The following is a 12,483-nucleotide window of genomic DNA, read 5'->3' on the forward strand; positions in this document are numbered from 1 at the left end:
GAACCGCTCTTCCGATCTTGTCGGCCACCGCCCGGTCGGCGTCGCGCAGTTCGGCGGCGGCGGCCTCTGCGGCCAGGCGCGCGTCGTTCCAACGCACATAGAGCAGCGCGGCCTGAAGGGCGCGGATCTCTGCCGAGATCTTCTTGTATTTCTCGGCTTGGCGGGCTTCGCGCTTCAACCGGTTCAGCGCCGTCTCCAGCTCGCGGCCGATGTCGTCCAGCCGGTCTAGATTGGTCTCGGCGGCCTTGAGGCGCAGTTCGGCCTCGTGCCGACGGGTGTGCAGACCGGCGACGCCGCCCGCCTCTTCCAGGATGCGCCGGCGGTTCTGCGGCTTGGCGGCGATCAGTTCCGAGATCTGGCCCTGACGCACCAGGGCGGGCGAGTTGGCGCCGGTGGAGGCGTCGGCGAACAGCAGCTGCACATCGCGGGCGCGCACCTCCTTGCCGTTGATGCGGTAGGTCGAGCCCTGTCCCCGGTCGATGCGGCGCGACACCTCCAGCACGGGGCTGTCAGTGAAGGGCTGCGGCGCGCGGCGCGCCGCGTTGTCGATGGTCAGGCTGACTTCGGCGTGGCTGCGCGGAGGGCGCCCGGCCGCCCCGGCGAAGATGACGTCGTCCATCCCCTGGCCGCGCATGGCCTTGGCCGAGTTGGCGCCCATGACCCAGCGCAGGCTTTCAAGGACATTGGATTTGCCGCAGCCGTTGGGGCCGACGACGCCGGTCAGGCCGGATTCGATGTGCACCTCCGCCGGATCGACGAACGACTTGAAGCCGACGAGCCGGAGGCGCTGGAACTGCATCGTCCTGGCGGACTACCGAAGCAGCGGATCGATGGCGGCCGACAGGGCCTCCAGCGAATGCTCCATAACCATCGTCCCGTTGACGAAGAAGGTGGGCGTGCCGGTGACGCCGGCCTTGTCAGCGCCCTCGATCTGGGCGTCGAGGGCCGTACGGATGGTCGGGCCGTTCAAACAGGCCTCGATCTGCTCGCGGGTCTTGCCGCTGGCGGCGATGCCGGCCGCGAACCAGGGCTGGGCGCCGGTGGTCTGCAGGTTGGCCTGATCGCGCATGAAGACGGCCGCCACGTCGAAATAGCGTTCGGGCGCGGCGCACAGGGCGACCGCAGCCGCGGCGGCGGCGACATTGGCGGGCGCGGTCGGCAGGTTGCGGTGAACCAGCCGGACCTTGCCGGTGTCGATGTATTTGGCCTTGAAGGCCGGCAGCACGGTGTTGTGGAAGTCCGCACAGTGCGAGCAGGTGAAGGACGCGTATTCAACCACCGTGACCGGCGCATTCGCCCGACCCAGGATATGATCCTGGGCCGTGACGGGCGGGGGCGCATCGGCGGCGAGCGCCGGCGTCGCCAAGCCGCCGGACAGGGCGGCGAGTGCGAAACCGGCGGCGATGAAGGCGCGTCGCATCATCTGATTTGGCCTCGGTTACTTGGCCAGGGCCGCGTCGATGGCGGTGGACAGGTCGGCCAGGCTGGCGCCTTCGCCGCCGGGCGAGATGACCTGGGTTTCGTTGACGTAGAAGGCCGGGGTGCCGGTCACGCCTTGGGCGCGCGCGGCCTGCACGCGCTTCTCCATGGCGGCGACAGCGTCCTTGTCGGTGACGCAGTCGTTGAACTGCTGCTCGGACAGGCCAGCGGCCTGGGCGGTGCGCAGCAGCCAGTCGCGCGGCGAGGACGTCAGCATCTCCTGCTGCGTCGCCATCAGCTGGTGAACCACGTCGAAATACTTGTCCGGGCCGGCGCAGCGCGCCACCAGGAAGCCGGCGGTGGCGGCGTCGACCGGCGGGGTCGGCAGTTCGCGGAAGACGTAGCGGACCTTGTTGGTGTCGACATATTTGGCCTTGAACGCCGGCCAAGTGTTCTTCTGCCACAGGGCGCAGTGGGGGCAGGTGACCGAGGCGTATTCGACCACGGTGACCTTGGCGCCTTCGGGCGCGCCCAGACCCATGTCGCCCTCGGCCGCACCCTTGGCGCCGCCGCCGCAGGCCGCCAGGGCCATGGTCGCCAGTGCGGCGCCGGTGATGGCCGCACGACGGCTCATGCGGGCGAAGCGGGATTCAGTGTCGGCCATGAAAGTTCCTCGGATCGGATCGTTGGCGATGATCGCGCGATTCCCTGGGAATGGCGCAACCCTGAACTAGTCTGGAACAGGTGCGGCGAAGTTTTGTCAACAGCGCCCTATCCGCGCGCCCAGGCCCTAACGATCGCCGGTGCGGGGATGAAACTTTGCGGCCTGTCCTGGCGGGGCGGCGGATCGCTTATGCCCTGCTGAATGAAGCGCATCGCCGACAGCAGGCCGGACCGTGAGAAGGGCTTGGGGATCACGCCGTGCGCGCCCAAGAAGTCCTCGGGGATCATCTTGGGGTTTGCCGTCAGAAAGACGACGGCTGTGGACGGCCAGCGATGCTTGATCAGGCGACACACGTCCAGACCGCTGGAGTTATCCGCCAGCTGGATGTCGACGAAGGCGATGTCGGGCGGCGCGTCGAGCGACAGCGACTCGACCTCGCTCAGGGACATAGCCTCGCCGACCAGCCGGTGGCCTTCGTCCTCAAGCATCGCCTCGAGGTCCATCACAAGCAGGGCCTCGTCCTCGACGACCAGGATGTCGAAGTGAGGCCCGGCGACGCGCACCTAGCCGCTCACGGGGAAGTCGACGACCGCGCGCGTTCCGGGGTCGGCCGGCAGCCACAGCGTCTTGCCGCCGATCTGCTTTGAAAGACGACCGATCAAAGTCTTGCCCAATCCCTGATGCGCAGCGCCGGGAATGCCGGGGCCGTCGTCCTGAACAACGACCTGGCCGCCTTGTTCCGTTCTTTTGGCCGAGACGATCAATCGGCCGTCGCGATCCTCGGGGAAGCCGTGCTTGATCGCATTGGTCAGCAGTTCGTTGATGATCAGTCCGATCGACGAGGCATGGGTCGAGGGAATGAACATCGGCTCCACATCGACGGACACCTCGATATCGGTGCGTCCTGTCGAGCCAATCACATCGGCGACCAGAGTGTTGGTAAAGGCGCCGACGTCGAACTGGGTGACGTCTTCGGACTGATAGAGTTTGCGGTGAACGGTCGCCAAGGCGTCCACCCGCTCCAGCATGGAGTCGAGGGTGGCGGTCAGGGCCGGATCGGACAGCGAGCGCGATTGCAGCCGCAGCAGCGAGCCGATCATGGTCAGGTTGTTCTTGACCCTGTGATCGACCTCGTGGAGCAGCAGGGTCTTGGCGGCGAGCGCCTCTTGCAGATCGGCGGTGCGAGCGGCGACTTCGCGTTCGACCAGGGCCTTTTGCTTTTCGACATAGGCCTGGGCCTCAATCCGCTCGGTCACATTCAGCTGCGAGGCGAAGAAATATTCGATCTCCCCTTGGGCGTTGCGCACCGGGCTGATGAACAGGGCGTTCCAGAAGGTGCTGCCGTCCTTGCGATAGTTCAGCAGATCGATGTGGATGTCGGCGCCGGCCTCAAGAGCTTCGCGGATCTTGGCGACGGCGGCCTTGTCGGATTTCGGCCCCTGAAGGAACCGACAGTTCTGGCCGATGATCTCGTCGCGCTCGTAGCCGGTCAGATCCTGGAAGGCCTTGTTGGCGAAGACGATCGGATTGTCGTCGCGACGCGGGTCGGTGATGACCATCGGCATGCGCGTGCCGCGTATGGCGGCGGCGAACGGATCTCCACGCCCGATTTCGTGTTCGACGACATCGGTAAGTCGCCAGTCGTCTTGCTGCTTCATCGGGACTCGGAATACAGGCGCGCGACCGGAAGCGCCGTGCGGATATTTGTCGCTTTACAACCTCTTCCTACAGCACCGGGGGGCGACTGCCAACCAAGGCGCGGCGCTCAGTCGGACTTGATGTCTGAGCGCGACAGGGCGACGCGGCCCAGCAGGGCCAGGGCGGCGCGCAGATCGTCGGGGGCTGAAGCGATCGATGCGGCCAGATCGGCCTCGGCCTGGGCGGGCAGGGGCGGCGGCTTGGCGCTGCGTTTGGGACGGGCGGCGGCCTCCTTCAAAGGGGCGACCGGACCCTGGGCGATGCGCAGCCGATCTACCGTCCCGGCGCCCAGGAACAGGTTGACGCGGGCCAGGATGTCCTCGGACTGGTGCTGGATCAGCAGGGCGGCGGCGCCGGCGACGCGCAGCTCCAGCACGCCGGGCTGGCCGCCCTTGCCCTTGGTCAGCTTCTGCGGGCGGGTGACGCGCGCCAGGCGATCGCCGACGATCTCGCGCCAGCGGGGCTCCAGCGCGCCGGCGCCGCGTCCGAACTGCTCGTCCAGCTTCTTGATCAGGGGCGTCAGCGCCTTGCCCGCGCGCGGCGCCGGTCGGGGGACCGGACGGGTGCGGCGTCGAGACAGGATCTCGCGGGCCTCGGCGTCTGTGGGCAGCATGCGGCGCATGGGTCTATATAGCGCGACCGATGCCTGACGTCTCTCCCGACATAGACCTGATCCGCTCCCGGCTGCTGGCCTGGTACGACGCCAACGCGCGCAGCCTGCCGTGGCGCGCGGCCGTCGGCGCGCCGCGGACGGAGCCGTATCGCGTCTGGCTGTCGGAGGTCATGCTGCAGCAGACGACCGTGCCGCATGCGACGCCATATTTCCACGCCTTTACCACGCGCTGGCCGACGGTCTCGGACCTGGCGGCGGCCGAGGATGCGGAGGTGATGGGGGCCTGGGCGGGGCTGGGCTACTATGCGCGTGCCCGCAATCTGCTGGCGTGTGCGCGGGCGGTGGCGGGCGAGTATGGCGGGGTGTTTCCGGACACCGAGGCGGCGCTGCTCGCCCTGCCGGGCGTGGGCGCCTATACGGCCGCAGCCGTCGCCTCCATCGCCTTCGACCGGGCGGCTAATGTCGTGGACGGCAATGTCGAGCGGGTCGTGGCGCGTCTGTTCGCGGTCGAAACGCCGGTCCCCGCCGCCCGGCCCGAGCTGAGGCGGCTGGCGGGCCTGTTCGTCACGGACGAGCGGCCGGGCGATTGGGCGCAGGCTCTGATGGACCTGGGCGCGACGGTTTGCCGGCCCAAGTCACCATCGTGTGGGACCTGTCCGGTAGCCAGCGAATGCCTGGGTCTGGCCACGGGCGACCCGGCCCGGTTTCCGATGAAGACGAAGAAGGCGGACCGACCGCATCGGCGGGGCGCGGCCTATGTGCTGATCGATGATCAGGGGCGGGTCGCAGTCGAGACGCGGCCTGAAAAGGGGCTGCTGGGCGGAATGCTGGGCCTGCCGACCAGCGACTGGACGACCGGCGAGCCGGTTGCCACAGCGCCGGTCGAGGCCGACTGGCGCGACGCGGGGGCTGTGGAGCACGTCTTCACCCACTTCAGCCTGACGCTGACTGTGATGACCGCGCGCGTCGATGCTGACGGCGACTATCACTGGATGCCGATCGAGGCGGCGCGGGCCGCCCTGCCGACGGTCTTCGCCAAGGCGCTGGATCGGGCGAGCGCGCCCGATCTGTTCGGCTGACCCCTATCGCAACGTGCGAATCGAAACCTTGCCCTGCTTGTGATGCGGGATCACCACGGCGCGACCGTCGGCGTGCTGGATATTCAGATCGACAACGGCGCCGCCGACTTCCAGGCCGGTGATCTTGAGACGATCCAGACCGGCGGGCAGGACGGGGTCAGAGAGATCGACCGTCTCGGTCCAGGCGTCGATCGACAGGCCCAGGGTCGCCTGAAGCATCAGGAAGACCGATCCCGCCGCCCAGGCCTGGGGCAGGCAGGCGACCGGATAGGCGATGGGCGGCTCGCCCGGCTCACGCGGGAAGCCGCAGAACAGTTCGGGCAGCCGCAGGTGGAAGTGGGCGGCCGCAGCGTAGATCTCGGCCAGGATTTGCGCGACCGCATCGCGCTCGCCGTAAGCCGCCATGCCGGCGGCGGCCATGGCGGTGTCGTGCGGCCAGACCGAGCCGTTGTGATAGCTCATCGGATTGAAGCGGGCCTGTCCGACCTCCAGGGTGCGGATGCCCCAGCCGGTGCGGAACTCGGCGGTCAGCAGGCGTTTGGTGACGCGCCGCGCGCGTTCCAGCGACGGCAGGCCGGTGAACAGCAGGTGTCCAGCGTTGGAGGCGATGGCGCGACATTGCTGGCCGTCGCCGTCGAGGGCCACGGCATAGAAGCCCTCATCTTCCATCCAGAACTTTTCCTCGACCAGGGCGCGGACCTGTTCGGCGCGCATCCGCCATTCGGTCGTGCGATCGTCGTGCAGGCGCTCGCCCAGATCACCCAGCGCTTTCCAGGCGGCGAAGGCGTAGCCCTGAACCTCCAGAAGCGCGATTGGACCCTTGGGGAAGCGGCCGTCTGCGTGGAAGATGGAGTCCTCTGAGTCTTTCCAGCCTTGGTTGGACAGGCCGGTGTCGGCCCCGCGCTGGTAGTCGATCAGGCCGTCATTGTTGCTGTCGCCGTAGTCGCGCATCCAGTCGGCGGCCGCGATCAGATTGGGCCAGAGCTTGCGGATCAGATCCAGATCGCCGGTGCGGTTGGCGTAGGCACCGGCCAAGGCCACGAACAGACAGGTGGTGTCGACCCCGCCGTAGTAGAGACCGAACGGCACCTCATGCAGGGCGCTCATCTCGCCGCCGCGCGTCTCGTGCATGATCTTGCCAGGCTGGCTGTCCCGGTAGAGCGAGGTCTCGGTCGCCTGACGCGAGGCCAGATAGGTCAGCACGCCCTTGGCCAGCGACGGGTCCAGCCACAGCATTTGCCAGGCCGAGATGATGCCGTCGCGGCCGAACGGGGTCGAGAACCACGGCGTGCCCGCATAGGGATAGGGGCCGGTCGGCAGGTCTGTGGTCAACAGCGCCATGTCGGCGCGCGACTGGTCCAGCCAGTCGTTGAAGCGCGGGCTGCGGGGACCCCGCACTGAGGCGCCGCGCCGGCGTTTGGCGCGCATGGCCAGGCGCGCCTGTATGGCGTTCTGTCGCCAACGGTCGGCGTCCGGTGTCTCGCAGGCGTCCACGCCGCACTCGATGAACAGGTCCAGGGAGCGGCCCTTGGGCAGGCTGAACATGAACTCGGCGCGCTGATGCGTCAGGCGCGCGGGCGGTTCGGAGAAGGCGATACAGCTGGATCGATCCACGTCGTCCAGCCCGGTGTAGCGGAAGGTGACGCGGCGACCGTCGGTGGTCGGCGTATGGATCGTCCCGCGCTTGGCCCGAGGCGTGCCGCGCACCTGGAAGATATCGAAGAAGTCCGCGCCGAAGTCGAAGGCCAGCGGCAGAAGGATGTCCTCCACCCCGTGGTTGACCATGCGGATGCGCTCGAACATCCGCCGGTTCCACAGGAAGCGCCGGCGCTCGATATGCAGGACACCAGCCGGGGCCGATCGACCGCCCATCGGGGGCAGGGGACGGTTGGTGGTGTGGCAGGAGAAGAAGACGTTGTCCTGGCTGACGCCGGACGACAGGCGCGACGGCTTTAGCAGGCCGACGGTCATGGCCCAGCGCGACAGGACGCGGGTGTCACCCGCGAACAGGCCGTCGGCGCCGCCCTTCATGTCGCCCCACCCGTCGGCGACCAGGAAGGTGTCGCCTTCCTTCAGCGCCATCAGCTGTTCGAGACCCGTGGCCTCGACCGATTCACCGGCGGTCAGTTGAGTGGAATAGGCGTCGTCCATGCGGTCTCTTCCCCGTCGTTGTGAGGCCTCGGCCGAACGTGTCGCACCCGAATGCGGCGCTCAGGGGCCGCTTGCAGACTTTAATGGGCAAGTCGCCGACGAGTTCAGGCGAACCTGTGCTTTTTCATCGCCAAGCGACCTGAGAGACTTACTTGATCAGCCGTACGACGCCGATGGACCGCGCGATGTCGCGGAAGGCGGCTTCCAGAGCGGCGCTGTCTTCTGCCAGGAAGGCATGGTCGGAATCGCTGGCGCAGGTCCTCAGCAAATTGCGCCCGTTCTGCGTGGGCACGTTCAGGCCGACGGTGAAGACCTCGATCTTGTTCGACTTGGCATAGGTGCAGATCGAACCGAAATCGGCATCCGTCGCCGCCAGCTCATTGGGTTTGACCGTGGCGACGTGCGCGCCGTCGGACGAGCGGTAGCGCAGGGTGTTCACGCCGTCGGTCATCAGCACCAGAATCTTGCGCGGCGTGCGGTTGGCGGGGTCGTAGGCGCCGCCTTCCTGGAACGGCGCGGTAGGCGACAGCAGATTGATGCCCCAGATCAGGCCGGATGGAATGTGGGTTTCGGGTTTGTAGCCGCCGACATTGATGACGAGGTTCTTGATTGCGTTCAGGACGCTGGATTTGCTCTTGGACAGGGGGCTGACCGCATTCAGGCAGCTCTGGCCTGTCGTCAGGAAACCTTTGTAGGGCGTCGCCGGCGACTGGTCGTTCAGCCGCGTCGTGCCGACGTTGCGCGAATAGACGCAGCCGAACCACTTGTAGCTGACGTTGCAAGCATAGGGAGGGACCGTGACCGTCTTGACCACCTGATCCTTGTAGCAGGTGCCGGTCTCGCTGACGCCGTCGCGCACGGTGGTGCAAGGATAGGGCGTGCCGCCGCTGTATGTCGTCTTGGTCGTGCAGGTGCGCTCCTGAACATAGTCGTCGGGCACGGAAATCCACGGGGCCTTGCGATTGGCAATCCCGACATTGACGTAGTCTGCATAAGGCACGACGCCGATCGAGACCTCGTCGCTTTCGGTCGCCATCAACTCGTTGACTAGCAAACTGGCAGAGGTCTTCAGCGCATCGATCCGCTTGATCGACCGGCTGTCCTTTTCGCTCATCGACCAGGTGTTATCGAGCACCAGAACAGTCTCGATCTTCTGCGCCACGCCACGCGTCGCCTCGGACAGTGCGTTGATATCGAACTGTTTGACGCCGGCCAGACCCGCAAAGATGGGTTTGACCCCGCCCTTGAACGTCACCCTGACGATTTTGCCATCGACATATTGGGTGCCGGTCTTCCAGCCGTCGATCAGTTGGCCGGTCTTCAGATTGGCCTCCAGATAGGGATCGCTGACCGCTTTCAACTCCTTGACCGTCTGGGCGCGGGAGGCCGCAGCGCCCAACGCTGCTGCATCGAGCGCTTCTTGCACCTGGTTCCTGACCGAGACATAGCGATTGATGTCGATGGCCAGGCCGACCATCAGTGTCAGGCCCATGGCGGACAGGGCGAAGAAGGTCGCGATGTTGCCCGCGGTATTCCGGCGCAGATGCGCCAGCCGCCGCTTCATCGCTCTCCATTGCATAGTCGTCGCCCCGATTTGGGACGACCGTAATGGATAAGCTTAACTTTTGGGTGAACGCCGTTACTAACTTAAGTTTGCAACGATGTTCCGACTGAGTTGGTTTCAGGCGATGGCGGCGAAGCTGCGGTCTTCACGCGGACGCAGCGGGGTGACCACATCGTCCAGCGCAGTCTCCGCAAACGGACGGCGCGCCAGCAGGTCGCCGTAAACGTCCAGATAGCGCCGCGCCATGGCGGTGGCGGAGAAGCGCAGGTCAAAGCGCGCGCGCACGGCCTCGCGGTCCAGCAGATGGACGCGTCCGGCCGCAGCGATCGCCTGCTCCATCGTGTCGACCAGGAAGCCTGTGGCGCCGTCTTCGATGACCTCGGGCGTCGAGCCGCAGCGGAAGGCGATCACCGGGGTGCCGCAGGCCATGGCCTCTATCATCACCAGACCGAACGGCTCCGGCCAGTCGATGGGGAAGAGCAGGGCTTCGGCACCGCCGAGGAAGGCGGACTTCTGATGGTCGCCGATCTCGCCGATGAACTCGATCAGCGGATTGCCCTCAACCAATGGGCGGATCGTTTCTTCCCAATAGCGTTTGTCGGCGGCGTCCACCTTGGCGGCCATCTTCAGACGCTTGCCCAGTTTGGTGGCGATCTCGATGGCACGGTCGGGGCGTTTCTCGGGCGAGATGCGACCCAGGAAGGCTAGATAGCCCTCGGACTTCGGGGAGAAGATGTACTGTTCGCCCGGCATGCCGTGATGGACGGTGGCTTTCCAGTTGGCGAAATGCAGCGGCTTACGCTGATCGTCGGAGATGGAGACCAGGCCGAATTCGCTCCAGCGCGCGTAGACGCCGGGCAGGTCCTTCATATCCAGACGGCCGTGCAGAGTCGTCAGGGTCTTGTCCGCATATTTCTGGAACAGCGGGAAGTGGACCATGTCGGTGTGGAAGTGGATGACGTCAAACTCGTCGGCGCGGTCCAGAACTTCGCCCAGCATCGACAGGTGGGCGGCGAGATCGGACTTCAACGGCGCCGGATCCAGGCGGATGGCCTGATCGCGTACGGGCACTAGCCGCGCCTTGGTCTGGGCGTCAGCGCTGGCGAACAGCGTCACGTCGTGGCCCAGATCGACCAGGGCGTCGGTCAGATGCGCCACCACACGTTCCGTGCCGCCATACAGCTTGGGAGGCACGGCCTCATACAGAGGGGTGATCTGCGCGATTTTCATGGTGATGTGCTCCGACACCGCATCCTGGCGGGCCGTTGACATCAATGTTCTCGCAACTGCGAAGTTCCATCGCAGTTGACTAATTTTTACATAGGTTTCGCGGGGTTACAGAGACGCTGGCCCGTAATGAGTGTGCGAAATCGTACGTATTGGCGACGGATTGCTGGCTAAGTGATTGATGTGGCTTACGCGACGCGCGGTCGCAGCGGCTTACATCGCGGCGCGAACTTCCGAGCGGAGGGCGTCGATGGATTTCAGCCCCTGGTCGGTCTTGAAGCGCCAGTAGGTCCAGCCGTTGCAGGCCGGTGCGTTTTCCAGCAGCGCGCCCAGCTTGTGGATCGAGCCGCTGAGCGAACCGTGAACCAGCGAACCGTCCGCACGAACACGCGCCTCGCGCTCACCCTTTGGGCAATACAGACGGTCGCCGGGTTGCAGCAGGCCGGCCTCGACCAGGGCGCCGAACGGCACTTTGGGCTCGGCGCGCTTGGAGCCTGTGACCATCAGGTCTTCGGGGCGGGCAGGGATGACCGAGGCGGTGCGGGTTTCGGCGACCTCGACGTAGGTCTCGTCACGCTCGATGCCGATGTAATGGCGGCCGAGGCGCTTGGCGGCGGCGCCGGTGGTGCCGGTGCCGAAGAAGGGATCCAGGATCACGTCGCCGGGGCGGGTCGCCGACAGCAGGACGCGGTGCAGCAGGGCTTCGGGCTTCTGGGTCGGATGGGCCTTCTTGCCGTCGGCGTCCTTGATCCGCTCCTCGCCCGTGCACAGGGCGAAGGTCCAGTCGGAGCGCATCTGGGTGTCTTCGTTGAAAGCCTTCAGCGCATCATAGTTGAAGGTGTAGCGCTTCTGATCCCGCGACTTGGCGGCCCAGATCAGGGTCTCATGGGCGTTGGTGAACCGGGTGCCCTTGAAGTTCGGCATCGGGTTGGACTTGCGCCAGATGATGTCGTTCAGCACCCAGAAGCCCAGATCCTGGATCGCCGATCCCAGGCGGAAGACGTTGTGGTAGCTGCCGATCACCCAGATCGAGCCCTCAGGCTTCAGGACGCGGCGGCATTCCGCCAGCCAGGCACGGGTGAAGGCGTCGTAGTCGGCGAAGCTGGCGAACTTGTCCCAGTCGTCATCGACCGCATCGACCTTGGAATTGTCGGGACGCAGCAGGTCGCCGCCCAGTTGCAGGTTATAGGGCGGATCGGCGAAGACCATGTCCACCGAGGCGTCGGGCAGGCTTTTCAGCACCTCGATGCAGTCGCCACGATAAATGACGTCCTTGGCGAGGACAGGGGTTTTCAGATCGGACATGGAACGCGGCCCCGCAACAGTGAGACCACTATGGTGAATCCTTGTGGTTAAGGTGGATTAAACGGCAGGCTCAGCCGGACGATTTTGCAAACCGACCGCGCCATCCACAGCCTTCTTCGATCAGCTTGTTCCGGATTTGTTCCGTTTGTGATCTAACCGTCTGCGGCGGTCGGCGGCGTGATGGAGGATCAGATGAACGACGGAATCCTGGCCCATATGATGGCCGAACTGGATGCGGAACTGGCGCGGGCGGAGCCGTCCTTGCCCGCCCATCCCGAACATACGCGCCAGACCGAGATCATGCGCGCCCTGGCCCTGGGGCTGGGGAACTTCGAACGGATGCGGGCGCACGACGTGCATCTGCTCGCCGCCAGCCTGTCGCCGCGATCGGCCTGATCCGGCGTCAGGGCTTGCGTTTGAAGGTGTCGCCGATCTCGGCGGCGTCCGGGCCGTCCGGTCCCGCGCTCTGGCGCTCGGCCTGACCGACTGCCTTCGTCGCCTTGTCGGAGGTCAGGGCGTCCGGCTTGCCGGCGGGATCGGCGCCGTTCTCTTCACGACCCTTGGTCTGTTCGCGGTCCATGGTGCTCTCCGTTGCTGGGAGAGGTAGCGCGATGGAGAGCGGCGCGTTCCGTCAGCCGGCCGTATTGACCTTCGCCACCACCGACATGCCCGGCGCCAGACGCTCGGCGGCGGGCTGGTTCGGGTCGATGCGGATGCGGACCGGGATGCGCTGGGCCACCTTGGTGAAGTTGCCGGTGGCGTT

The 12,483-nt window shown here is 66.0% G+C and carries 13 protein-coding genes and 1 pseudogene; 2 read left to right on the forward strand and 12 right to left on the reverse strand.

All coding sequences use genetic code 11. The features are described 5' to 3' along the window. The 6 genes from B3T77_RS06850 to B3T77_RS06875 all read right to left on the reverse strand — a co-directional run. A partial coding sequence (locus tag B3T77_RS06850; protein WP_292078305.1) for an AAA family ATPase occupies window positions 1-799 on the reverse strand: 799 nt, incomplete at its 3' end. 12 nt (window positions 800-811) lie between these two features. Continuing rightward, a complete protein-coding gene (locus B3T77_RS06855; protein WP_292078307.1) occupies window positions 812-1,423 on the reverse strand; it encodes a thioredoxin domain-containing protein in 612 nt (203 codons plus the stop codon). A 15-nt stretch (window positions 1,424-1,438) separates the two neighbouring features. Beyond that, window positions 1,439-2,083 carry a DsbA family protein gene (locus B3T77_RS06860; RefSeq protein ID WP_039246870.1) on the reverse strand — a complete coding sequence of 215 codons (645 nt, stop codon included), beginning with the start codon at window positions 2,081-2,083 and terminating at the stop codon, window positions 1,439-1,441. A 107-nt stretch (window positions 2,084-2,190) separates the two neighbouring features. Next, window positions 2,191-2,646 carry a response regulator gene (locus tag B3T77_RS06865; RefSeq protein WP_292078309.1) on the reverse strand — a complete coding sequence of 152 codons (456 nt, stop codon included), beginning with the start codon at window positions 2,644-2,646 and terminating at the stop codon, window positions 2,191-2,193. Continuing rightward, window positions 2,647-3,741, reverse strand: coding sequence for a histidine kinase dimerization/phosphoacceptor domain -containing protein (locus B3T77_RS06870; protein WP_292078311.1), 1,095 nt, complete (start codon window positions 3,739-3,741; stop codon window positions 2,647-2,649). It abuts the gene before it with no gap. A 107-nt stretch (window positions 3,742-3,848) separates the two neighbouring features. Beyond that, the gene (locus tag B3T77_RS06875; protein WP_414633151.1) at window positions 3,849-4,394 is read right to left on the reverse strand and encodes a DUF721 domain-containing protein; all 546 of its coding nucleotides are present in this window, start codon (window positions 4,392-4,394) and stop codon (window positions 3,849-3,851) included. A gap of 29 nt (window positions 4,395-4,423) precedes the next feature. Between B3T77_RS06875 and mutY the strand changes: the two genes are divergently transcribed. Next, window positions 4,424-5,473 (forward strand): A/G-specific adenine glycosylase, encoded by a 1,050-nt coding sequence (mutY, locus tag B3T77_RS06880; RefSeq protein WP_292078315.1) that lies wholly within the window; start codon window positions 4,424-4,426, stop codon window positions 5,471-5,473. Window positions 5,474-5,476: 3 nt separating this feature from the next. Here the strand turns inward: mutY and B3T77_RS06885 are convergent, their stop codons facing one another. The 4 genes from B3T77_RS06885 to B3T77_RS06900 all read right to left on the reverse strand — a co-directional run bounded on the left by B3T77_RS06885 (window position 5,477) and on the right by B3T77_RS06900 (window position 11,720). Further along, entirely contained in the window at window positions 5,477-7,624 is a 2,148-nt protein-coding gene (locus B3T77_RS06885; protein ID WP_292078317.1) for an amylo-alpha-1,6-glucosidase, read from the reverse strand. A gap of 148 nt (window positions 7,625-7,772) precedes the next feature. Further along, window positions 7,773-9,188: a VWA domain-containing protein gene (locus tag B3T77_RS06890; RefSeq protein WP_292078319.1), complete on the reverse strand. Its 1,416-nt coding sequence runs from the start codon at window positions 9,186-9,188 to the stop codon at window positions 7,773-7,775. Window positions 9,189-9,305: 117 nt separating this feature from the next. After that, complete coding sequence (locus B3T77_RS06895; protein ID WP_091750376.1) at window positions 9,306-10,418, reverse strand: glycosyltransferase family 4 protein; 1,113 nt, start codon at window positions 10,416-10,418, stop codon at window positions 9,306-9,308. A 210-nt stretch (window positions 10,419-10,628) separates the two neighbouring features. Further along, on the reverse strand, window positions 10,629-11,720 hold the full coding sequence (locus B3T77_RS06900) for a site-specific DNA-methyltransferase (RefSeq protein ID WP_292078322.1): 1,092 nt from the start codon (window positions 11,718-11,720) through the stop codon (window positions 10,629-10,631). Window positions 11,721-11,912: 192 nt separating this feature from the next. Here B3T77_RS06900 and B3T77_RS06905 point away from each other — a divergent pair, with 192 nt between their 5' ends. Beyond that, window positions 11,913-12,116, forward strand: a complete 204-nt coding sequence (locus B3T77_RS06905) for a hypothetical protein (protein WP_228763748.1) — start codon at window positions 11,913-11,915, stop codon at window positions 12,114-12,116. Window positions 12,117-12,123: 7 nt separating this feature from the next. Here the strand turns inward: B3T77_RS06905 and B3T77_RS06910 are convergent, their stop codons facing one another. Together B3T77_RS06910 and B3T77_RS06915 are read right to left on the reverse strand one after the other, a co-directional pair. Beyond that, window positions 12,124-12,300: a hypothetical protein gene (locus B3T77_RS06910; protein WP_017505124.1), complete on the reverse strand. Its 177-nt coding sequence runs from the start codon at window positions 12,298-12,300 to the stop codon at window positions 12,124-12,126. 51 nt (window positions 12,301-12,351) lie between these two features. Continuing rightward, a pseudogene (locus B3T77_RS06915) lies at window positions 12,352-12,483 on the reverse strand (HlyD family secretion protein); the annotation flags it as partial.

Origin of the sequence: Brevundimonas sp. UBA7838 (assembly GCF_002500885.1) — a bacterium.
Classification (GTDB): Bacteria; Pseudomonadota; Alphaproteobacteria; order Caulobacterales; family Caulobacteraceae; genus Brevundimonas; species Brevundimonas vesicularis_C.